The organism is Pseudomonadota bacterium (genome assembly GCA_034189865.1).
Lineage (GTDB): Bacteria > Pseudomonadota > Gammaproteobacteria > UBA5335 > UBA5335 > JAXHTV01.
In genome coordinates this window covers 1-23,053 of sequence record JAXHTV010000029.1, presented here as the reverse complement: position 1 = coordinate 23,053, position 23,053 = coordinate 1, and the positions used below count along the sequence as shown (strand labels likewise).

The 23,053-nt window shown below is 58.3% G+C and carries 23 protein-coding genes; 15 read left to right on the top strand and 8 right to left on the bottom strand.

Annotation, left to right across the window (positions count from 1 at the left end):
• Window positions 1-140: 140 nt before the first annotated feature.
• From SVU69_11580 to SVU69_11560, 5 genes are all read right to left on the bottom strand, one after another.
• Window positions 141-1,508 carry a VWA domain-containing protein gene (locus SVU69_11580; protein ID MDY6943635.1) on the bottom strand — a complete coding sequence of 456 codons (1,368 nt, stop codon included), beginning with the start codon at window positions 1,506-1,508 and terminating at the stop codon, window positions 141-143.
• Window positions 1,492-2,400, bottom strand: coding sequence for a MoxR family ATPase (locus SVU69_11575; protein MDY6943634.1), 909 nt, complete (start codon window positions 2,398-2,400; stop codon window positions 1,492-1,494). The genes SVU69_11580 and SVU69_11575 overlap by 17 nt, the downstream gene beginning before the upstream one ends.
• Before the next feature lie 57 nt (window positions 2,401-2,457).
• Entirely contained in the window at window positions 2,458-3,639 is a 1,182-nt protein-coding gene (locus SVU69_11570; protein ID MDY6943633.1) for an acyl-CoA dehydrogenase family protein, read from the bottom strand.
• Between the two features lie 66 nt (window positions 3,640-3,705).
• Entirely contained in the window at window positions 3,706-4,644 is a 939-nt protein-coding gene (locus SVU69_11565) for a GIDE domain-containing protein (protein ID MDY6943632.1), read from the bottom strand.
• Window positions 4,645-4,650: 6 nt separating this feature from the next.
• Complete coding sequence (locus SVU69_11560) at window positions 4,651-5,223, bottom strand: LemA family protein (protein MDY6943631.1); 573 nt, start codon at window positions 5,221-5,223, stop codon at window positions 4,651-4,653.
• A 146-nt stretch (window positions 5,224-5,369) separates the two neighbouring features.
• On the opposite strand from SVU69_11560, the gene pyrC reads away from it, so the two are divergent.
• Both pyrC and rnt read left to right on the top strand, forming a co-directional pair.
• Window positions 5,370-6,398, top strand: coding sequence for a dihydroorotase (pyrC, locus tag SVU69_11555; protein ID MDY6943630.1), 1,029 nt, complete (start codon window positions 5,370-5,372; stop codon window positions 6,396-6,398).
• Between the two features lie 33 nt (window positions 6,399-6,431).
• Window positions 6,432-7,085: a ribonuclease T gene (gene rnt / locus SVU69_11550; GenBank protein MDY6943629.1), complete on the top strand. Its 654-nt coding sequence runs from the start codon at window positions 6,432-6,434 to the stop codon at window positions 7,083-7,085.
• A gap of 38 nt (window positions 7,086-7,123) precedes the next feature.
• Here the strand turns inward: rnt and grxD are convergent, their stop codons facing one another.
• Together grxD and SVU69_11540 are read right to left on the bottom strand one after the other, a co-directional pair.
• Window positions 7,124-7,444: a Grx4 family monothiol glutaredoxin gene (grxD, locus tag SVU69_11545; protein ID MDY6943628.1), complete on the bottom strand. Its 321-nt coding sequence runs from the start codon at window positions 7,442-7,444 to the stop codon at window positions 7,124-7,126.
• A 132-nt stretch (window positions 7,445-7,576) separates the two neighbouring features.
• Window positions 7,577-9,121: a hydantoinase B/oxoprolinase family protein gene (locus tag SVU69_11540; GenBank protein ID MDY6943627.1), complete on the bottom strand. Its 1,545-nt coding sequence runs from the start codon at window positions 9,119-9,121 to the stop codon at window positions 7,577-7,579.
• Window positions 9,122-9,426: 305 nt separating this feature from the next.
• Here SVU69_11540 and SVU69_11535 point away from each other — a divergent pair, with 305 nt between their 5' ends.
• The 12 genes from SVU69_11535 (at window position 9,427) to ppc (ending at window position 20,829) form a co-directional block, all read left to right on the top strand.
• Entirely contained in the window at window positions 9,427-10,011 is a 585-nt protein-coding gene (locus SVU69_11535) for a Fe-Mn family superoxide dismutase (GenBank protein MDY6943626.1), read from the top strand.
• Window positions 10,012-10,135: 124 nt separating this feature from the next.
• Entirely contained in the window at window positions 10,136-11,326 is a 1,191-nt protein-coding gene (locus SVU69_11530) for an aspartate aminotransferase family protein (protein ID MDY6943625.1), read from the top strand.
• The gene (argF, locus tag SVU69_11525; protein ID MDY6943624.1) at window positions 11,323-12,237 is read left to right on the top strand and encodes an ornithine carbamoyltransferase; all 915 of its coding nucleotides are present in this window, start codon (window positions 11,323-11,325) and stop codon (window positions 12,235-12,237) included. The genes SVU69_11530 and argF overlap by 4 nt, the downstream gene beginning before the upstream one ends.
• A gap of 17 nt (window positions 12,238-12,254) precedes the next feature.
• Window positions 12,255-13,076: a molybdate ABC transporter substrate-binding protein gene (gene modA / locus SVU69_11520; protein ID MDY6943623.1), complete on the top strand. Its 822-nt coding sequence runs from the start codon at window positions 12,255-12,257 to the stop codon at window positions 13,074-13,076.
• Complete coding sequence (modB, locus tag SVU69_11515) at window positions 13,063-13,737, top strand: molybdate ABC transporter permease subunit (protein MDY6943622.1); 675 nt, start codon at window positions 13,063-13,065, stop codon at window positions 13,735-13,737. The genes modA and modB overlap by 14 nt, the downstream gene beginning before the upstream one ends.
• A complete protein-coding gene (gene modC, locus SVU69_11510; protein ID MDY6943621.1) occupies window positions 13,725-14,813 on the top strand; it encodes a molybdenum ABC transporter ATP-binding protein in 1,089 nt (362 codons plus the stop codon). Before modB ends, modC begins: the two co-directional genes overlap by 13 nt.
• A gap of 204 nt (window positions 14,814-15,017) precedes the next feature.
• Window positions 15,018-15,830, top strand: coding sequence for an ATP-binding cassette domain-containing protein (locus SVU69_11505; protein ID MDY6943620.1), 813 nt, complete (start codon window positions 15,018-15,020; stop codon window positions 15,828-15,830).
• Window positions 15,827-16,606: a lipid asymmetry maintenance ABC transporter permease subunit MlaE gene (gene mlaE / locus SVU69_11500; GenBank protein ID MDY6943619.1), complete on the top strand. Its 780-nt coding sequence runs from the start codon at window positions 15,827-15,829 to the stop codon at window positions 16,604-16,606. The genes SVU69_11505 and mlaE overlap by 4 nt, the downstream gene beginning before the upstream one ends.
• 1 nt (window position 16,607) lies before the next feature.
• Window positions 16,608-17,069 carry an outer membrane lipid asymmetry maintenance protein MlaD gene (gene mlaD / locus SVU69_11495; GenBank protein ID MDY6943618.1) on the top strand — a complete coding sequence of 154 codons (462 nt, stop codon included), beginning with the start codon at window positions 16,608-16,610 and terminating at the stop codon, window positions 17,067-17,069.
• A gap of 51 nt (window positions 17,070-17,120) precedes the next feature.
• Entirely contained in the window at window positions 17,121-17,762 is a 642-nt protein-coding gene (locus SVU69_11490) for an ABC transporter substrate-binding protein (protein ID MDY6943617.1), read from the top strand.
• A complete protein-coding gene (locus SVU69_11485; protein MDY6943616.1) occupies window positions 17,749-18,078 on the top strand; it encodes an STAS domain-containing protein in 330 nt (109 codons plus the stop codon). The genes SVU69_11490 and SVU69_11485 overlap by 14 nt, the downstream gene beginning before the upstream one ends.
• A 39-nt stretch (window positions 18,079-18,117) precedes the next feature.
• Entirely contained in the window at window positions 18,118-20,829 is a 2,712-nt protein-coding gene (gene ppc, locus SVU69_11480) for a phosphoenolpyruvate carboxylase (protein ID MDY6943615.1), read from the top strand.
• Between the two features lie 83 nt (window positions 20,830-20,912).
• Here ppc and SVU69_11475 read toward each other — a convergent pair whose 3' ends face one another.
• Window positions 20,913-22,046, bottom strand: coding sequence for a sulfotransferase domain-containing protein (locus SVU69_11475; protein ID MDY6943614.1), 1,134 nt, complete (start codon window positions 22,044-22,046; stop codon window positions 20,913-20,915).
• Window positions 22,047-22,321: 275 nt separating this feature from the next.
• Here SVU69_11475 and SVU69_11470 point away from each other — a divergent pair.
• Window positions 22,322-23,053, top strand: a 732-nt coding sequence (locus SVU69_11470; protein ID MDY6943613.1) for a prenyltransferase, incomplete at its 3' end; no start/stop codon positions are given.

The window sequence follows — 23,053 nt, the reverse complement described above, 5'->3', positions numbered from 1 at the left end:
CTGCGAACGGGCGACATCCCCCGAAAACCGGATGCGGCCGAGTTCGAAAAGTTTCTCATGCGGTGAGAACTATCCCCGCGGGATTCTATGTCCCGCGGGTGGGCCCGGCAAGGCGATGGACCTAAAGTCGGCGGAGTGGCTCAAGCCGCGCGCATGGTCAGCTTGAGCATTTGATCCAGTGCCTGTTCCAACTGATTGATCGTGTTGCACTCTTTGATCAGGTGGCAAAACGGTCGGTAAGCATCCATTTCAGAATCCCCCGTACCCCAATCCACCGTCGGCTCCGGATTTAGCCAGATCACGTTGCGGCTGCGCTGCTGAATGAGTTTGAGAATCCCGGTTTCCGGGTCGCCATAGTTGTTCCGGGCATCGCCCAGTATCATCACTGTGGTTCGGGGTGTGAACGCCTCAAGAAAATCCTTCTCCAGGGTTCGAAAAACCTGACCGTAATCGGTGGAACCAATAGGCGCCGCCGCTTGAGCCTGGAACAAAGCCTCTTCGACCGAACTGGTCTCGAAGATTTGGCTCACCTCCGCCACATCCGAGCAAAAGGTAAAGGTCCGGATACGGTCGATGACTTCCGTCATGCTGTAGAGAAACAGCAGCAGAAAACGTGAGTAGTCCGCCACCGAGCGACTGACATCACAAATCACCACCACCCGAGGCCGGGAAACCTTGGTGCGTTTCCAACGGATGTCGAACAAGCTGCCGTCGAAGCCCATGTTGCTGCGCAAGGTCTTTCGGACGTCCAACTGACCGCGTAGCGCCCGCTTGGCACGACGTGCGTGCACGTTGCTCAGGCGTTTCGCCACCGTTCGCACGATGTCCTGCATGCGCTCGAAGTCCTGGGCCTCAATCTTGGCGAGCTTACGATCTTTGAGCGACTCCTCTCGCAACTGATTACCCGACGCGCCGGTGTAGAGCTGAATCTGCTGCTGGATGAACTCTTTCATTTGGTCCAGAAAATACGCACGCGCCTCTTTCAGTCGCTGGGCCTGGGGTGACTCGGCCTGGCCGCTTCGCTCCAACTCGAACAATCGCCGGTCGAGCGCATCCAGGCCCATCTTTCGCATCATGCGCTGCAGATAAACGCCGCGCTGGGTAAACAGCGTCATCTCGCTGATATCGGCTTCCCGCGCCGCTTCGCGCATGCTGGCCATCAGGCCCACCCGGTCGCCGCTGAGCAGCATGTCGACCAGTTTATCCGTCTGGGCATCGTCCAGATCCACGGCGTTCTCGCCACCCGCCTCGGTCTCACCCACCGCATGCTGCATATCCGGTGCGTCGTCGAAGCTGTCGGCCTGGAAGAATCGATCGAAACAATCAACGAATCGGGCTTTGTCCTCAGCCGTTTTCGCCATGGTCACGGACAGCGCGTCGCGGAGCACCTCACGGTCGCCGTAACCCACCAGCCGAACCGTTTCGTAGGCCTCCATCGCTTCGGCGACGGAGACGCGCACGTTGGCACCCCGAACCGCCTGGATGAAATCCTCAAGTGTCTGATGCATACGCTTCCAGTCCGGCTTCCTTGCGCGCGCTGGCGATCATTTTGCCCACTTCCTTGTCCACCCGCCGGATGTCCTCTTCGAACTTCAGGAAAATATTCAGGGTGGTGCGGACCATTTCTTCATCCAGCACGTCGGAATGCAGTAGTACCAACACCTTCGCCCAGTCGATGGTTTCGCTGACGGAGGGATGTTTTTTCAAGTCGATGTCACGGACCTGCTGTACGAAGCTGACCAGTTGGGTGCGCAGGGAATCGGAGATGCCGGGCACTTTCACACTGACGATGCGGCTCTCCAGATCCTTACTGGGATAGGGGATATAAAGGTGCAGACAACGCCGTTTCAACGCGTCACTCATCTCCCGGGTGTTGTTACTGGTGAGAATCACGAACGGGCGTTTCTGGGCGCTGATGGTCCCGATTTCCGGAACGGTCAACTGGAAGTCCGACAGGATCTCGAGCAACAGCGCTTCGAACTCGTGGTCCGATTTGTCGATTTCGTCCACCAGCAACACGCAACCGTCGGGCTCTTTCAACGCCTTCATCAACGGACGCGGTTCCAGGAAACTCTCGGAGAAAAAAACATCCTCATGACGGTGCAACCGGTCCATCGACTCGGCCAGGGTATTGGCGCCCGCCATGACGTCGTTCAGCTTATCTTTCAGCAGTTGGATGTAGAGCAACTGCTTGCCGTATTTCCATTCGTAAATTGCCTTGGATTCGTCCAGGCCTTCGTAACACTGTAAGCGAACCAAAGGCCGATCGATGTAACGTGCGACCGTTTTGGCCAACTCCGTTTTCCCGACCCCGGCCGGACCCTCGGCCAATATGGGCCGGCCCAGGTTATGGGCGACGAACAAGCACGTGGCGATGGTTCGACTGCAGATATACCCCATCTCCGCGAACGCGCTCTGGATTCCCTCGATGCTGCCAAAATGCTCCGTATCTGACACTTAACTAACCTCGTTACTCATCAATTTTTGTCCTAACCGGCGAAATCCTTTTCGCGCACCGCGCAAGAAAAACATCTCGAAGGTGCCGAGCGTGGTTCCATCGACACTTGCACCCAGATCCGTCGCCAGGCGACGGTAAAGCTCTATAAAGCCCGTCGCCGCCTCACGAGCGGCCGCCAATTCAACTGCCACCGGCGCGGTGGGTTTGCCTTCTAACCGCTGCGCCGCGGCCTCCACCGCCAACTCCAGCTGGCTCAACTTGGCCCGCAACCGACCCAAAGCCTCGGCGGATTCCTCGGTATCGGCCACGCTCGGCCAGTGGGTGGCATTGCGCAGCAATGTTCTGATCTGCCCCAAGGCGAAGGCCGAAAGCGTCACTTCTTCCAGGGCGCGAAATGGCTTGGCCAGCATATCCAGCGCTTGGCCTTCCGGTCCCAACAAGGCATCGCCAGGTACCGCGCAGCCCTTGAGCGTCAAACCGCCATGTCCCACTGGGCGCATCAAAGCGAAATCTGCCGAAGGCTCGACCACCAGGCCCGGCGCATCACTGGGAACCACCAGCGCGGAAAATTGTTTTCGGCGGCCAAGGGTTTCTGTCACGCAGAGCACAATGAACGCGGCCGCCTGCGGCGCATGGGTCACGAATGCTTTTTGGCCGTCGATCAGGAAACCGTCCGGTTGCCTTTCTGCCTTCGTGGAAAGATATTTGGGGTGGGCGCCACCCTGCGGCTCGGAGGTCGCGATGGCAATCAACGATTCGCCTGAAAGCAGCGGTTCGAGGTAACGGGCAGCTTGGGCGGGAGAGGCGTAACGGCCAAAATAGTTGGCCGCGACCAAATTCTGCATGAGCCACGAGACCGCCAGACCCAGATGACAGCCGTGCTCCGCGACTGCCGTCGTGGCACGGCAAAACCCCGGATAACTGAGGCCTCCCCCCCCGAGTTCCCGTGGCACGCTCAGCCCCAAAAGACCCGCTTGACCGAGTTTTTTCCACGCCTCACGCGGAAACGCCTGATCCCAAGGAGCCGGGTCCGGCGAGTCGGATTCCGCTGGGGGCGTCAGGTGCCCGATCAACGCTTCGATCAATTGACCAGAGGGTTGTGACTCGTTGTTGGTTTGTGCTGGCCTTTCCATGACATCCGTTTGGCCGTGGCGATACCCCAATCCTTGGAGTGACCGCAAAACATATCATACTAGCAGTGTTAACGTCCGGTTGCACGCGGGCATTATCGGATAAGAATCAGCTGCTTAGTTCAATAGCCCCGGCAGCAGAAGCACCAAGCCGGCAAGACCGCCGAAAAATGCGAGAAGACACCCGATGGCGCCCAGCCGATAACGCCGGGTCAATTTGTGCTCGGGAAAAACAGACAGCAGAAACGGACGCCGATCATCCGACTTTCGGAGCACGTGAACGTCCGGCTCCAAACCGCGACTGAGAAACTCAGCTTCCACTTCTGCTTGTGCGGCGGCGCGGGTTGCCTCCCATTCCTCAGCATCGACCTGTCCATCGCTATTGGCGTCAAATCGCCTCACCAAGGCTTCGGGATCCTGTTTCCATTCCACGAGAAGATCGCGCACCTGCGCCTTTCGGTCAAAGCCGTCTTGTCCTCGTTGGGTTTGGAAAAACCCAAGGGCGTAAAGGGCATGTCCCGCGGGCAGGCGCTTCTCGCGGTAACGATAACGACCGCCCGCGAAACCAAACACGCTCTTGTGCCGACGTGAATCCAGACGCGGCCAGGGCGTATTGCCGTACCACACATCCACTTGGGCATGAACTTCGGCGCCGTGAGGATTGACCACGCAGCGGCCGGTGTCGTCTTCCAACCAAAAAGGTTCGTCACTGATCCGGTGGGAGATGCGGCGCCAGCTCGTTCGGCGATTTCGGCCGGAGCCACGCTCTTCGCGGCGGTGAACTTCACACTCCCACCACAGGCAGGACAAACCCGTCATGGGGGAAACCAGAGCCTGCGGACCCAGCGACTGACCGATGCCCTTGATCTCAACGCAACCTTGGGCAGCAGAGCGGATCTTGGATGTGGGCGTGTCCTCGATCAACCGCGCCTTATGGACGAACGCCAGCCAGCCGAAAAACCCGGCGACCACAGCCAAGCCGCAGAACAAGACCATGATCCAGGCATCATCGGCCGGGATACTCCCAGCAATGGGGACGGTAATCGCTGGATCCATTTCGGGTTAGCCGAATAGCTGCCCAACCGATACATCGGCGGTTTCCGCTTCGGAGAACTCCAACAACGGTTTCGCCTGGAAGCCGAACAAACGGGCAAGAATCACGTCGGGAAACTGCTCAATGCGCACGTTGTTGACGTTGACGGAGTCGTTATAGAATTCGCGGCGATCGGCAACCGCGTTCTCCAAAGCAGAAATTCGCGTTTGCAAGTGTTGAAACGATTCGTTCGCTTTCAAGTCCGGATAGTTTTCGGCCACAGCAAACAGCTGAGCCAAACCCGCTCGCAGTCCGGTTTCCGCCTGACCGAGCGCTGCGACATCGCCCGATTCCCGTGCCACACTGACGGCTGCCCGCGCCTTCATGACACGCTCGAGCGTTTCCTGTTCATGCTGCATGTAACGCTTGCACGCGTCGACCAGCTTGGGCAGCTCGTCGTGACGCTGCTTGAGCAATACGTCGATGTTGGACCAAGCCTTGGCCACGTTGTGCTTGAGCCGAACCAGGTTGTTGTAGATGATGACGGCATAAATTCCGATCATCACAACGATTGCCAGAAACACCATCGTGGATATTTCCATATCGTTCCCCCTTGACACCGGAACGATTGGTTAGCGCTCCGGTTGGCTGTGAAATGAATAGATGAGCACACATCCGCTCAGGCGGCGATTACCGCATGAACCGTCTGCAAACTCCGACCGGCCAACATATTTGTGACGAAAAACTCATGGAAATTCGCATCAAACGACCCGACGACTGGCATCTTCATCTTCGCGATGGCGCACCGATGCGATCGGTGCTCGGCCACACGGCACAACGCTTCGGGCGCGCTATCATCATGCCGAACCTGCAGCCACCCGTCACCACCGTCGCGCAGGCGCTGGCTTATCGCGACCGCATCATGAGCGCGCTGCCGGATGGTTCGAATTTCCAACCGTTAATGACAATTTACCTGACGGACAACACCTCGGTTGAAACCATCCGGGAAGCCGCCCGCTCAGAGCATGTTTACGCCGCCAAACTCTACCCCGCCGGCGCAACCACCAACAGTGACGCCGGCGTCACCGATATCGACCGCATCCGCAGCGTACTTGAGACCATGGCCGAAACGGGCGTCCCCTTGCTGGTGCACGGCGAGGTCACCGATTCGCACATTGACGTGTTCGATCGGGAAAAAGCGTTTATCGAACAACGCTGGGCGCCAATGCTCGATCAGCTGCCGGGACTGAAAGTGGTTTTTGAGCACATCACCACTGCCGATGCTGTTCAATTCGTAACGGAACGTTGGCCGAAGGTCGGTGCCACCATCACTCCCCACCACCTGCTCTACAACCGCAATGCGATCTTCGTCGGGGGATTGCGGCCGCACATGTATTGTTTGCCGGTGTTGAAACGGGAAGTCCATCGGCAGGCCCTGGTCGGGGCGGCGACTGGCGGCCATCCGGCGTTTTTTCTCGGCACGGACAGTGCGCCTCACAGCCGCCATCGCAAAGAAACGGCTTGCGGCTGTGCCGGCATCTACTCTGCCCACGCGGCCGTCGAACTGTATGCCGAAGTGTTCGAGCAAGCCGGCGCGCTGGGCAAACTGGAGGGATTCGCGTCCCGCTTCGGCGCGGAATTCTATGGGCTCGAACCGCACGGCGATGAGATCATCCTCCGGAAGGATCCTTGGACTGTGCCGGAGAAATACGCCTTTGGCGATGATGATTTGATTCCGCTACGCGCAGGCGAACCTATCTCCTGGCGGCTCGTCTAAAGTTCCAATGTACCCGAGACACTGATAATCACTATGGATTTAGAACAAAAGGCATTGGGGCTGGCTGGCCGGTTCCGCGGTTTTCTCCCGGTCGTGGTCGACGTAGAGACCGGCGGCTTCAACGCCGGCACAGACGCCCTGCTGGAGATTGCGGCGGTGCTGATCCGAATGGATGAAGCAGGCCGGATCACGCCGAAAGAGACCCTGAGTTTTCACGTAGCCCCCTTCGCGGGCGCCAATATCGAGAGCGCGGCCTTGGCGGTGAACGGCATCAAACCAGATCACCCCCTGCGGCCAGCACTACCCGAGCGAGAGGCCTTGAGGCGAATTTTCACTGAAGTTCGCCGGGAGCTTCGGGAACTGGGCTGTCAACGCGCCATCCTGGTGGGACACAATGCCCATTTCGACTTGGGTTTTCTCAATGCGGCAGTGGAGCGCACGCAGATTAAACGAAACCCTTTCCATCCATTTACGTGCTTCGACACGGCAACCCTGGCCGGCGTAGCGTTCGGCCAGACCGTATTGGCTCGCGCCGCGAGCGTTGCAGGTTTGGATTTCGATTCGGGCTCGGCGCACTCGGCAGGCTACGATGCGCTGCGAACCGCCGAGCTGTTTTGCCAGATCGTGAATGGTTTTCAGAACAACTACGAGAAAAACCTGCTCGCCGCCAACCATCGTGACGGATAGTCGCGGCGAGCCACGGTAATTAAGAAGTAGCGGTAAGACTATTTCGAGCCGTTTGCCTCGGCCAGCATTTTTTGCAAATCGCCGGATTCATACATGCTCATGGCGATATCGCAGCCACCCACCAATTCTCCGTTGATGTATAACTGGGGAAAGGTCGGCCAGTCTGAATACCGCTTGATCTCTTCCCGCACTTCCGGATCGTCGAGAATGTTCACGTAACCGAACTCGGCGCCGCAGTGCTTAAGAATCTGGGTCACGCGGCTGGAGAAGCCGCACATGGGAAAATCCGGTGTGCCTTTCATGAACAACACAACGGGATGACTCGAAATCTGCTCTTTGATGCGATCAGTCACGTCCACGGGATTATAAATCTCCAATTCAGGTCTGGGCGTTCGGATGACGCCACGAACCGGGAAACACCAACTCGGAAACCGATCATCTTACTACGATCGACCATCCCTGTCGTCGTCCATGGCGATCAACTCGGTCGATCACGGCCGCCCCCAGGCGCCCCCTCCGGGTGTGGCGATAACCAGCCGTTGGCCGGCCCGAACCGTCAATCGGGTTTTACCCGACAGCCGCTCGCCATCCAGTCGATTTTCGCCAGGCTGTCCGGGCCCGCCGCCAGCCAGCCCCCAAGGCGCATGACACCGCCGCTCGGTTAACAAATTGACCGTGGCGGGCGCTAGAAATTCATATTCCCGGATCAATCCATCACCACCGGGACGACGCCCCGCACCACCGGAGCCGCGCCTTAACGCATAGCGCCGAACCCGGAGCGGCAGGTTCGCCTCCAACACTTCGATGGGGGTATTGAGGGTGTTGGTCATGTGGGTTTGCACGCCGCTCAGTCCGCCACCGCGCGGCCCCGCACCCATTCCGCCGCCGATGGTCTCGTAGTAGTCCCACGCCATTCGGCCGCGGCCTCCCATCGCCACGTTATTCATGGTGCCTTGGCTGGCCGCGGCAATATGCTGCGGTAACGCCTTGGCCAACGCGCCCATGACCGCATCCACAATCCGGCTGCTGGTTTCCACATTACCGGCCGCCACCGCCGCAGGGCGGACAGCGTTCACCACCGTTTCGCTGGGCGCATGCAGTCGTATGGGCCGAAAGCTCCCGGCGCAGCCGGGGGTATGCGGCGGCATCAAACAGCGAAACACGTAAAACACCGCCGCCGCGGTCACGGACAACGGACAGTTGACGTTTCCGGCAACCTGCGGTGCCGTGCCGGCGAAATCCACATCGACCTGCCCCGCGCGGATGCGCAAGCTCACCGCAATAGGCAGATCAAAATGGCCCTGACCATCGTCATCCAAAACATCCTGGAATGTATACGTGCCGTCCGGAATGTCCTCGATGGCGGTCGACGCGAGCCGCTGGGCATAATCGTTCAGCGCCGTGAGTCCCTGCTCGAAGGCGTCAGCCCCCATCACCTCCACCAGAGCCTGGATGCGCTGCACGCCGACGCGGTTGGCACTCATTTGCGCGGCAAAATCCCCTTCGGATTGAAGCGGATTGCCGGTCGCGGCCACAATGCGGCCCATCAGTTCACGGTTGAACCGGCCGCGACGCACCAAATGGCTGGGTGTAATTAGCAATCCTTCTTCAGTCAACGAGCGACTTACTGGCATCGAACCGGGATCACTGGCGCCGATGTCGGCATGGTGGGCCCGATTGGCTACAAAGCCGAGACAGCGTTTTCCGGAAAAAACCGGCGCAATCACGGTGACGTCGGGCAAATGGGTTCCGCCCAGAAACGGGTCGTTGAAAATCACCATGTCACCGGGCGCCCAATCCAAGCTTGCCACTACTTGCTTCATGGCAAAGGCCATGCTGCCCAAATGGACGGGGATATGGGCAGCCTGGGCGGCGAGTTCACCCTTGGCATCGAAAACAGCGCAGGAAAAATCCAGCCGATCTCGGATGTTGGGCGAAAAAGCCGCCCGTTGCAGTATCGCCCCCATTTCTTCGCAAACCGCTTCGATTCGGCTGCTGAACAATGCAAGCTCGATTCCTGTCGGTTCCGCTCTCATGCTGTGACTCATCGTCCTAACCACCGTGCTAGAATTGGTCCAATTCCCGTTGATATTTCCGACTGCCTCGCCTATTTTAGGGCGCTGTCCACGGGTGCGAAACGCACCGTTATCTGATTCAATGCCTCTGATCGCTCGCAATCCGCCGCGGCCCATACGCTGCCTGACCTCGGCCTACGCTTGCCATGGTGGTGTTGAGATTGGGCTGTCGGCATCTCGTCGAGGCCGCTCTGGATGGCACTCAGGATCCTACCGTCCGGAAACAGGAATTTGCCGCTGGATCCAATACGTAAAGGAGAAATTCTATGCCGCACGTATTGCCTGAATTGCCCTACGCCATGGATGCCTTGGAACCCCATATCTCCAAGGAAACGCTGGAATACCATTATGGTAAGCACCACAAAACCTATGTGGACACCCTCAATTCACTGATCGAAGGTACCGGAGACGCCGACCTGTCGCTGGAAGACATCATTCGTAAGGCCACCGGAAAACTCTTTAACCAAGCCGCACAGGTGTGGAATCACACCTTCTACTGGAATTGCCTCTCACCCAACGGCGGCGGCCAGCCCGGTGGCGCTTTGGCAGAAAAAATTGTCAGCAGCTTCGGCTCGTTCGATCAGTTCAAAAGCGATTTCACCGCGCAAACCATCGCCAACTTCGGTTCCGGCTGGGGCTGGCTGGTTCAAAAGGCCGACGGCGGTTTGGCCATCGTTCAAACCGATGATGCCAAAACCCCGCTCACCGACGCCTCGGTAACTCCGCTGATGACCTGTGATATCTGGGAACACGCCTACTATATCGATTACCGCAACGCCCGCCCCAAATACATGGAAGCGTTCTGGAATCTGGTAAACTGGGATTTTGTGGCGAGCAATCTCAAAAGCTAATTTCGACACAGCGTCTTAAGCCAAGGGTTTGACGCAGGGTCGGGGCTGTCCTTGGGGACAGCCCCGCTTTATTTTTTTACTCGATTCGCCTTAAGCTCGCGCGTTTAACTTAATTCTCTCCGATATGACCGAACACCTAATGAGTACTTACGCCAGACTGCCCGTCAGTTTCAGCCACGGTGAAGGGACTTGGCTGATTGACGAAGATGGTCACCGTTACCTCGATGCACTCAGCGGCATCGCGGTTTGCGGCCTGGGTCACAGCCACCCTGCTGTAACGCAGGCACTGGCTGATCAGGCCAGCAAGCTGATGCATACCTCCAATCTGTACCAAATCCCACTGCAGGAAAAACTGGCCGATCGTTTGTGTAGCATCAGCGGCATGGATCGGGTCTTCTTTGGTAATTCCGGTGCGGAGGCTAACGAGGCCGCGATTAAACTGGCGCGGCGCTACGGCCACCACCGCGGTGTCGAAAACCCCCACATCGTCGTGATGGAAGGCGCTTTTCATGGCCGCACAATGGCCACCCTGACAGCCACCGGCAACCGCAAAGTGCAGGCCGGTTTCGAACCGCTGGTCTCGGGCTTTATCCGTGTACCGTTCGACGACATTGACGCGGTTCGACAAATCGCGCAACACCACCACGAAGTGGTCGCCGTGTTGGTGGAACCGGTTCAGGGCGAAGGCGGGGTCCGTATACCCCACGCGGATTATCTGGACGAGTTGCGCCAAGTCTGCGACCAGCACAGCTGGCTGCTGATGCTGGACGAGATCCAAACCGGCATGGGACGCAGTGGCCGATGGTTTGCTTTTCAGCACGGCCAGAGCGAACCGGATGTCATCACGCTGGCCAAATCTTTGGGTAACGGATTCCCCATCGGCGCCTGTCTGGCGCGGGGTTCCGCGGCCGAGGTTTTTCAGCCCGGCAATCATGGCAGCACCTTCGGCGGAAACCCCCTGGCGAGCCGGGTCGGTTTGGCGGTCGTCGAAACCATCGCCTCGGAAGGTCTGTCGAGCCGCGCGGCACGAATGGGCAGTCAGTTGATGGACCAAATCAAAACCTGTCTCGATCCGCTAGGCGTCGTTCGGGACTATCGGCACAAGGGCCTGTTGTTAGGGATTGAGCTCGACCGCGATTGCAGCGAGATCATGCGATCGGCTTTGGACGAACGATTACTCGTCAACGTCACCGCCGGGAACGTCATACGGCTGCTACCCCCTTTGACATTACGAGACGAAGAAGCAAGCGAACTGACACAACGGCTCACACGCACCGTTGAGCGGTTTTTATCCCAAAAGGCCGCGTCGAAATGAATGCCGTCCGCCACCTACTCACCCTGCTTGACTTCACGGCAGATGAACTGCGTCATCTGATCGATCGGGGACATGCGCTCAAGGCCATCCATCGCAAAGGGGAGATTTACGCCCCGTTGAAGCAACGCACCTTGGCCATGATTTTCGAGAAAGCGTCGACGCGAACGCGGGTTTCGTTTGAAGCCGGCATGGCCCAACTGGGCGGTACCGCACTGTTTCTTGCGCCTCGGGATATGCAATTGGGCCGGGGAGAACCCATTGAGGACACCGCTCGGGTGCTGTCCAGTATGGTCGACTGCGTGATGATTCGAGCCAACGAGCACGCCATGGTTGAAACGTTCGCGCAGCACAGCCGGGTTCCGGTCATTAATGCGCTGACCGAGTTATGCCATCCTTGTCAGTTGTTGGCCGACGTCATGGCCTACGAAGAGCGCCGAGGCAGCATTCGGGGCCGCACCGTGGCTTGGCTGGGCGACGGCAACAACGTGTGTCAGTCCTACGTTAATGCGGCGGCCCGTTTCGGCTTTAGCCTTCGGATCGCATGCCCCGCCGGCTATGAACCGGACGCCGATTTGATGGGAAAAGCGCAGGCCGACGTGGAAATCACCGTGGACCCGAGGGCAGCCGCTGAAGGCGCGGACCTGGTGGTGACGGATGTGTGGGCAAGCATGGGCCAAGAGTCCGAGAAAGCTGAACGTGCCAAGATCTTCGGTACCTACCAGGTGAATGCAGAGATCATGTCGCTGGCGGCGTCCGATGCCGTCTTCATGCACTGCCTACCGGCTCATCGCGGGGAAGAGGTCACCGGCGATGTGATCGACGGGCCCCAAAGCGTCGTGTGGGATGAAGCCGAGAATCGCCTACACGCCCAAAAAGCGCTACTGGAATTCTTGATCAAGCCGACGGATTGAAAAACGCAGGGGCGCGGATGAGTCGAGCCAAACGGCTAAGAACATGGATGTTCATCAGTTTGGTATCGCTGCTGTTCATTTGCGCGCCGGCCCGAGCAGAAATCGTCAACGTCGCGTGCTCGACGGACTTCGTTCCCGTGTTGTTTCAAATCAAAAGAGCGTTCGAAGGTGCGACTGCACACCAGATACGCATCGCGATCGGAAGCACGGGGGAATTACACGCGGCCATCATGAACGGTGCCAATCACCATGTGTTCCTCGCTGCCGATAGCACGCACCCGCGAGCGCTGGAATCCGCCGGACTCGCTGTGCCTGGCAGCCGCACAAGCTACGCTGTGGGACGCCTCGTTCTCTGGCAACCTTATCCGAACCGACTCAATGACCCTCTGGAAACGCTGCAACAAAGGGCGTTCGATTACTTGGCCATGGGGAACCCGGCTCTCGAGCCATATGGCGCTGCCGCCCAGCAGGTTCTGACGTCGGTGGGGCTTTGGCCCGCGCTTAGCGCGCGCGTCCTCACGGGGGCCACACTGGCCCATACCTTCGCACAACTTCAAACCCGACAAGCGGATCTGGGATTTGTAGGACTCAGTCAGATCAAAAATCGAGGCCCTACCATCCCGGGTTACTACTGGACCGTACCTGGGAAGCTGTACCGACCGATCCTGCAACAGGCTGTTCTGCTAGCCGGCGCACCCGAAGCGGCGGCGCAGTTTCTCCGCTATCTCCAAACCACTGAGACCCAGCAACTGATCGCGACGGCGGGCTACGATTTACCCGGTATCAGCTCCGATCACGAGCGAGTACCCCACGGCGGGAATGGCTATGTCGTCCGTTGATCTGCAGGCTTTGTGGCTCACATTGAAGTTGGCAACCGTCAGCACGCTGGTATTGCTGCTGATCGGTACCCCGCTGGCAGTTTGGTTGACCAAAAGTCGATCCCCACTCAAACCGGTGGTGGAAACCTTCGTCGCCCTCCCCCTGGTTTTACCCCCCACCGTGCTGGGCTTTTATCTCCTCTTGCTGCTGGGCGCACAAGGTCCCGTGGGCCGGTGGTCTGTACATTTTACCGGCGCTCCTTTGGCATTCAGTTTCACCGGACTGGTGATCGGTTCGGTGGTGTATTCGCTCCCTTTCGTCGTGCAACCCCTGCAACACGCGCTGGCCACATCAGGTGAACGTTTCCTGGAGGCCGCCGCCACCCTGGGGGCCGGCCCGGTCGACCGGTTTTTTACGGTTTCTGTCCCGCTCGCCGCACGCGGCTTTGTGGTCGCCATCACCTTAGGCTTCGCCCATACCCTGGGCGAATTCGGCGTTGTGCTCATGCTGGGCGGAAACATTCCGGGTGTGACCGAGGTCGCCTCTGTCGCCATCTACAATCACGTGGAGGCTTTGGAGTATGGCAGCGCTCACCGGCTCTCGGCCGTGCTACTGGGCGTATCGTTTGCCATTCTTTTTCTTGTTTATCTGGGAAAGAACCGCACGCCGTGGCCGAATTGACGACTCCCATCGAGGCCCGGGTTCAATTGAACCGACCGGGTTTTAGCCTCGACGCGCGATTTCGCCTTCCGGGTTACGGCATCACGGCCTTGTTCGGCCCCAGCGGATGTGGAAAAACCACCTTGCTACGAATCCTCGCTGGCCTGGAGACCGAGGCTCGCGGGGAATTGCGGTTTGGCGGTGAAATTTGGATGCCCCCAACCGGCAAGCGCCTTACGCCCACACACGAACGGCGGATCGGATTGGTGTTTCAGGATGCCCTGCTGTTCCCTCACCTCACCGTCCAAGGCAACTTGAACTATGCCCAGAAGCGAATTCCGCCCGGGGTTGCCCGTATTGCTCCCGACGAGGTTATCGAGTTCTTGAAACTTGGCCCGTTGCTGTCGCGCCGAAGCATCGCCCTTTCCGGCGGACAGGCTCAACGCGCGGCCCTCGCACGGGCCTTGGTGAGCAGTCCTCGCCTGCTGTTGCTGGACGAACCACTGGCCGGATTGGACAACGATGCCCGAGCGGAAATCCTCCCTTTCCTAAGAGCGATCCAGCGCCGCTTCGCCATCCCTATGGTCTACGTCAGCCACGAGCTGGACGAGGTGGTGCAACTGGCCGATTACATGATCCTGATGGATCAGGGTCGGGTCACGCACGAGGGCGCCCTTGCCGAGCTGGCTTCGGCCACTGATACGCCACTGGCAACCGGCCCCGAAGCAGGCGTCATTCTGGAAGGTCGCATCAGCCGACACGACGCTGCTTTCGCCCTAACCGCAGTTAGGATCGGCACCGTGGAATTCTGGATCGCACACCCCCAAGACAATTCCGACAAACCGGTGCGGATCAGAATTCTGGCCAGCGACGTCAGCGTGAGTTTGCAACGTCCCGAGCAAAGCAGCATCTTGAATGTATTCCACGCCACGGTTAAGGCGATTAAACACGAATCCCCCGCCCATGCGTTGGTCACGGTGAATACCGGCGGCAACACCTTGCTGGCACGACTCACCAAACGATCCGTTGCCGAGTTGGCCTTGAGGCCGGGCGCTACCGTCTTCGCCATGATTAAAAGCGCCGCCGTAATCGCCTGAAAAGGGCTTCGGTTGTGCTACCGTCCATTGGCGCGCGTATTCCAGCTATGGTAAAAGTCTCCGTTTGCATGGGCCCGCGATTTTCGGCGGGCCGCGTTTTATCAAGGGGCGGTCGGGAGACCCGGCACGGGTTTATAGGCATCCGAGCTTTAGCAGGTTCTGGTGAACGGTCTCGCGACTCACGCCATGCACAGGGAATGCGGCATGTCCGATTCGGACTTCATTGCAACCATCCGCGACATGAGCTTTCGGCGCGGCCGCCGAGTCATTTTCGATGGTATCGATATCAACATTCGGCGGGGCGGTATCACCGCCATCCTGGGCCCCAGCGGCACGGGCAAAACCACGCTGCTTCGGCTGTTGAGCGGCCAGCTTTTGCCCGATCGCGGCAGCATTCAAGTCGACGCACAGGAAGTACCCAAGCTCTCGCGTAGCGGACTTTATGCCTTGCGGCGGCGTATGGGCATGTTGTTTCAAACCGGCGCCTTGCTCACGGACTACAACGTGTTTGAAAACGTGGCATTTCCACTGCGCGAGCATACCCGGCTGCCCGAATCCATGGTTCGCGATCTGGTGTTGATGAAGCTTGAACTGGTGGGCTTGCGCGGTGCCCGTGATTTGATGCCGGAAGAATTATCCGGAGGTATGGCGCGCCGCGTAGCCTTGGCCCGCGCGATTGCCCTCGACCCGGACATGATCATGTACGACGAACCTTTCGTGGGATTGGATCCGATCTCCATGGGGGTGATCGTTCGCCTGCTGCGGCTGTTGAATGACGTTTTGGGACTCACCTCAATCGTGGTCACGCACGATATCAAAGAGGTCACGTCGATCGCGGACTATTGCTACCTGATTTCCGAGGGTAAGGTCATGGGCGAAGGAACACCGGAAGCCCTCCTGGCAAGCAATGCCGAATGGGTCCGACAGTTCATGCACGGTCTGGACGACGGCCCAGTCCCTTTTCACTATCCGGCTGCAGATTATATGGACGATCTCTTCCGGGGTAGTCGCGGATGACGCAACCCACCAATCCTGTGTTGGTCGTGATGGACCTGGTGGCCGGCCTTGGCCGCGGCCTGTTGTTTTTATTTCGAATTCTGGCCGGTGTGCCGTCACTCACACTGCGTCCCTGGCTGGTTGTCCAGCAGGTTTATTCCGTCGGTGTATTGTCGCTGACGATTATTATCGTCTCCGGCATCTTTGTCGGCATGGTGTTGGGCCTGCAGGGCTATAACACCCTGACCTCGTTCGGAGCGGAAGAGTCGCTGGGCGTCATCGTCGCGCTATCGCTTATGCGCGAGCTTGGGCCGGTCGTCACCGCTCTGCTATTCGCCGGCCGGGCCGGTTCGGCGCTGGCGGCGGAAATTGGTCTGATGCGCGCCACGGATCAGCTCTCAGCCATGGAAATGATGGCTGTGGACCCCATTCGCCGAGTGGTGGCTCCCCGTTTCATGGGTGGCTTTATCGCACTTCCACTGCTCTCGGCCATCTTTACCTCGCTGGGCATATTGGGCGGATACTTGGTGGGGGTCTCGCTGTTGGGTGTCGACGCCGGAGCCTACTGGGGACAAATCGAAAATGCCGCCACTTTCGAGGACGACGTGATGAACGGGGTCATCAAAAGCCTGGTGTTTGGCGTGGTGGTTAGTTGGATCGCCGTCTTCCAGGGTTATCACGCGGTACCCACCTCAGAAGGCGTGAGTCGGGCCACGACCAATACCGTTGTGGTTTCCTCCCTGGCTGTATTGGGCTTGGATTTTATCCTTACCGGACTTATGTTCACTGGAGAATGACATGACGCAGACGCGCTTACTGGAACTCATCGTGGGTCTGTTCGTCTGCCTCGGATTGGCGGCCCTGTTTCTGTTAACGTTGCAAGTGAGCACCGTCAATGGATTCAACACCGAGCCGAACTATCGCGTCACCGCCCGATTCCAAGATGTCGGCAGCCTGCGACCCCGCGCCCCCGTGAGCATGGCAGGTGTCCGTATTGGCCGAGTCACGGACATACAGATCGACACCACGACATTCGAAGCGGAAGTGACGATGGAAATCTACGAGCGCTACAACAACCTTCCGGAAGACAGCGATGCCAGCATTCTCACTTCCGGTTTGTTGGGCGAGCAATACATCGGCATTACCCCGGGCGGCTCGTTAACTTCGCTGGCCGATGGCGACGAAATTCGCTTTACCCAATCGGCCTTGGTGCTGGAAAATCTCATCGGGCAATTCGTCACACGGCTTGACTCCGATTGAACGCAAACACTCATCCGACAAAACAACGAAAATGGATAAGGAGATAATGTGATGCGCCGACACTTGTTTGCCGCCATGGTCATGTGGGCCTTTACGGCACCCGCCTCCATGGCGCAATACGATGAACCAACAGAATTCATGCGCGTGGTCGTCGACGACATTGTGGAACAGATCAGCACGCAACGCGCCCAACTCCAGTCCGATCCTGAAAAACTCCGGGCGTTAATCATGCAGGGCATTCTGCCTCACGTGGACTTCGTCTATGTCTCCCAATTAGTGCTCGGAAAGTACTGGCGTGCCGCCACGCCCGTGCAGCGCGAGGCATTTATGGTTGAGTTTCGGGAAATGTTGATGCGCACTTACGCCGAAGCGCTGCTGACCTATGAAGACCAGCAGATTCGATACTTGCCCACGCGTAACGACCCCAGCCGGCCGGATGCCCGCGTCCGTACCGAAATCGTGCCCACCCAAGGCGAACCCATTCCGGTGGAATATCGTGTGTACAAGACCAAGGCAGGCGAGTGGAAAGTGTTCGACGTCAGTGTGGAACGCATCAGTATCGTCACCAATTATCGCAACACCTTCGCCAACGAAATTCGCAAACATACCGACCCCCAGCGAGGTGTCCAAGCACTGATTGAAAAGCTCAAGACCCAGAGCGAGCCCATCGAGCTGAACCGTGAAACGAGCTGATTCCGCCGACGGCAGCAGCTCACCGATCGTGCTGGAACCCCAAAAAGAAGCCGTTCATGTCCGGGGCGAGTTGACTTTCGCGACGGTTCCTAGTGCCATAGAAGCGTTAGTCGACGTTTTTCCTTCGGCCTCCAGCGAATTGGTGCTGGACTTGTCAAAAGTGAGCCACAGCGACAGCGCGGGCTTGGCGTTGCTAATCGAATGGCTAAGGCTCGCTCGGGATCGACAAGTCACTCTCCGGTTCGTCGGTGTTCCAGCGCAAATGACGGCACTGGCTCAAGTCACTCGCGTCGACCAACTCCTCGCTTTCAATTAGGTCATACGACTGTCGCGCCCTTTCTACCCTGGAGGTCCCATGGGTCAGATCGACACCTCGCCAACGGATAAAGATCAAGGCTTGATGGATGACATCGAGACGGTCACCCACGTGCTCGAACAAGTTCTCCTGGAACAATCAGGGCCCGTTCTGCTGGAACAGGTCAATCAAAGCCGAGCGCTGGCGGTTCGGCGTCGCGACGGTGACAGGGAAGCCGAAAACGCTCTGGACATCCTGATTCGGGAGATTCCGAATGAGGCGTCGCTGGCATTTGTCTACGCCTTCTCGGCGTACTTTCAAACCGTCAATATGGCGGAAAAAGTCCATCGTCTGCGTCGGCGGCGTTATTACGCGCGCCAAGCCACCTCACATCAGCCGGACAGTCTGCTGGAAGCGATTATGCGGTTGAAGGAAACCGGATGGTCGTTGGAACGCGTTGACGCCTTGCTCTCCTCCATGGCGGTCGAAACGGTCTTCACCGCGCACCCCACGGAAGCCCGCCGCCGCACCCTGCTGCAGAAACAACAGTGGATTGCGCGCCGCTTGGTGGAAGGCATCAACCCGTCGCTAACCCCGCGAGAACACGAATCCATCCTCCAGAGTATCCGCATGCACATGACCGCGGCCTGGCAGACGGAGACCGAGCCTCACATCCGCCCCACGGTCGGCGACGAATTGGAACATGTCCTGTTTTATGTCACCGACGTGATCTACCGCGTGATTCCGGCCTTCTACGAAGAACTCGAAGCATCGGTCCGCAGCGCCTATGGCGACCAGGCGGCCGAGTACCACGCACCGAACATACTTCGTTTTGCCTCCTGGGTCGGCGGGGATATGGACGGCAACCCCAACGTGACAGCCGATACCATCAAAGCGACCTTGTCGCAGCAGCGCCGGCAGATCCTGGCCATCTATCGCCGTGAACTGTCGAACCTCTACCGGGAGCTGAGCCAGTCGGCCTCTCGTATCGGCGTCAGCGAAGCGTTGATGCAACGTATCGAACACTACGGCCGCAGATTACCGGAAAAGCTCGCCAGCGTCCCAGTGCGCCATCGCGATATGCCCTATCGGATCATGCTCATGCTGATGGACGCCCGCGTGGAGCAAGCGCGCGACGGCGGATCGTTCCCCTACCCGCAGGCGGGGGAATTCATCGACGACCTCCGGCTGATCTCCCAAAGTTTGCATGAGAACAAAGGCGATCACGCCGGCCGATTCCTCGTGCAGAGGCTATTGCGGCGAGCGGAGACCTTCGGTTTTCACTTGGCCACGCTGGACGTTCGTCAGGATGCATTGGTTCATCGGCGTATCCTCGGCGCCTGGATCGGCGTAGGCGACTGGCTGGAACGCCCGTCCGCCGAGCGTAGCGCTCAAATTGAAGCTGCCATCGCCGAAACCGCGATACCCCTGATTCCGGACGAGCCCGAACTGCAAAGCGCATTGGCAGTCTTCCGTTGCCTGTCCGAGATCCGGCGCGTATACGGCGCCCACGCCATCGGCGCCTACATCATCAGTATGACCCATGCCGAGGATGATGTGCTGACCGTGCTACTGCTGGCGCGGTGGTCCGGATTGGTGGATGACAGCGACAACGTCCCGCTGGACGTGGCGCCGCTGTTCGAGACCATTGAAGACCTGCGTAATGGACCGGCGATTCTCGATCGCTTGCTCAGCAACCCCACATACAAAGCCCACCTGGCCAGCCGGAACAACCGCCAGATCGTCATGCTCGGCTATTCCGACAGCAATAAGGACGGCGGATTCGCCGCCTCCCGCTGGCATGTGCAGCAAGCGCAACGTACTTTGGTGGAAACCGCCGAGCGCCATGGTGTGGATCTCACGCTGTTCCACGGGCGCGGCGGCACCGTGAGCCGGGGTGGCGGTAAAACCCACCGGGCGGTACTGGCCTCTCCGCCCGGGGCGGTGCGGGGACGACTGAGGGTCACCGAACAGGGCGAGATGATCAACGAAAAGTACGGCCTTAGGGGTATTGCCAGCCGCACGATGGAACAAACCGTCAGTGCCGTGGCGCTGGCAACCGGCCTACCCCGGGAACCGGACAGTGAGGAACAGGCGCGGGTGATGGGCGAAATCGCTGCGGTCAGTCGCCGCACTTACCGTGCCCTGGTCTACGAACACCCGGATTTTCTCACATATTTTCGCCATGCCACGCCGATAGACGTGATCGAACGCATGCAGATCGGCTCCCGCCCTGTCTCCCGGCGTGCACAGCGGGGTATTCAGGACCTGCGAGCAATTCCGTGGGTGTTCTCATGGTCTCAAAGCCGGCATCTGCTCACCGGTTGGTATGGATTGGGTTCCGGCCTGGAAGCGGCTGTAAGTCTGGTTGGCGAAAAGCAGGTCACTGAACTGGCCCACACTTGGCCGTTTTTCAGCAACATGCTCGATGATGCGGAGATGGTGTTGGTAAAAGCCGACATGGCCATCGCCAAACGCTACGCGGACTTGGTACCGGAAGAAGCCCGCCATCTGTTCGATACTGTTCGTGAAGAATTCGAACGGACCGTCCACTGGCTGCTCAAACTCAAACGAATGAAGGCCCTGCTGGATTCCGACCCGACGCTGCAGCGTTCTTTGCGCATCCGCAATCCCTATCTGGATCCGGTGAGTTTGCACCAAGTGGAACTGCTGAACCGCTGGCGCGAAGGGGACCGCGAAGACGACGAGATCTTTCACAGCCTGCTCAACACCATTAACGCCATCGCCCAGGGACTTCAGAACACAGGCTGATTTCATCCAGCGCCCCGGTTCGCGCCACCCTAGGCCGCCCAGTCGCGGCCAGGGGGCAATACGCAATCAACACAACACGCGTTTCAGCGGCCTGCCGCGGCGATACGCTCCGGCTCGTTGGCACAAACATCCGGATAGAACTTCGCCAGCGGATAAGCGGCATGGGCCATGCGTTCTCGGCAGAACGCATTGATGCGCTCGCGTTCGGCAGACTCGGTATCCTTGTGACGTTCTAGCGCGCCCGATTGCATAAACCGAATGTCTTTTTTCGACACGCTGAATAGGTTGGGAGAGAACATTTCAAAATAGTACTCATGCTCGCGCATGTATTCGAAACCGGATTTAAATACCACCTTCTGCAGCTGTTCGTCGGACAAGGGGGTGTCTAAAAACCCGGCGATTTTGCGGACCATGCCGGGCAAGTCTGTTTTCAAGGCCTCATAATGGACAAACAGCACATTGCTGTGCGCTTGGCTGCGCTGCCACCAACCCTCCACATGGTCAGGCCAGGAAGTCCACCACATATCGTCACTGCAATACCAATCCAGCAGGTCTTCGCGCGTCGGTACCATCGGTCCGCCCAGGAAGTGAATAAAATCCACACAACTGGCAAAACAACTCACGGGATGGCGAGTCACGTAAATGTACTTCGCCACCTCGCTGTAGGGTGTAAGTTTCGCCGGCATATGGGTCTTGATGATTCGACGCCCGGGATTGCCCACCAAGGGAGCGCGCTCCATGGACACGCTGGAGGTTGGGCTGGTCTCGATCCAGGGGCTCAGCGCGTACATATGCCGATAGCCGCGATCGGAAAGATCACCCTCTCCCCGACAAAGCACTTCAAAGACAATTTGCTGCATCCAGGTCGTGCCACACTTCATTTGGGTGGCGATAAAGATATCTTCGGGGCGGGGCGGGTAGTTCTTGGTGGCAGCGTAGGATTTTTTGCTGCACATCATCGCCGGACCCGTCACACCTTCGTAGCGGATCGACGGCAATTTTCGTAGTCGTTTGACCTTGGCCAGCATCTCGAAAACCGGCCGGATCAGCGCGGCGTGTTTTTGCAACAACGCAACGAAACGGGCTCGCTCCGCCAGCGGCCTTGCAAAGTAACCATCCCCCCGCGTTTGTGTTTCCACCCAGACCATAAAACCGAACATATACAACATGAAGGCCGCGGGAATCAGGACCGCCACCCAGAACAGCAAGTTCAACACGTTCTCATCCCTTTATCGCTTATGTTTGTCTGTTCGTCTCCGGCGCGCCCCTCCTCCATGCACCGGGCGCCCGCGACGAATCGAAACCGAAAGGCTATCGGTGACCTTTACGAGTCCGACAATCTTCATGAGACAAACTATTGGTTGTAAATTCAATATCTGAGCAACGCGACAGGACACTGTGAGAATTCATCTATCCGCGAGCAATTGCCGGTTAGACTCGATCCCATTGCGTTCGGTGATTATGCCGTTTCACCCACATCGAGCGAAAACATGTGAACCTAACTTCCCTCAAAACAGTACTAAAGACGACTCGCCCGTCGTTTCTGATTCTCAGTCCGGTGTGTGTGTTGTTGGGCTTCAGCACCGCTCTACAACAACAAGCAGCGGTGGATGTGCATTTGGCGGTTTTGGTTTTCACTGGCGCGGTTCTGGCGCACATCAGCGTCAATACGCTCAATGAATACCACGATTTTAAAAGCGGACTGGATCTAACAACGATACGGACACCATTCAGTGGCGGCAGTGGCGCGCTGCCGCGCAACCCGGACGCGCTCGCGCTCTCGCGGGTCACTGGCTTAATCGCATTATCGGCAACCATGGCCATCGGCGCATATTTGGTGCATGAACGCGGACTACTCCTCCTCCCGATCGGTTTTGTCGGTGTGGTGTTGGTGCTGACTTATACCCATTGGATCAATCGCGCGCCGTTTCTATGTCTGATCGCACCGGGGCTGGGGTTTGGCGTGCTGATGGTGGTGGGCTCACATGTGACGATGACCGGTGAGTATTCGCGGCTGCCTTGGCTGGTCTCGCTGGTACCCTTTTTTCTGCTGAACAACCTGTTGTTGCTGAACCAGTATCCGGATATCAATGCGGATTCAAATGTCGGCCGGCGGACGTTTCCGATCGTATTCGGAACAACGATAAGCAACACCGTCTATGCGCTGTTCTTCCTTACTGCCTATGCGCTCGTTCTGTACTACATTTGTGCGGGTTACATACCG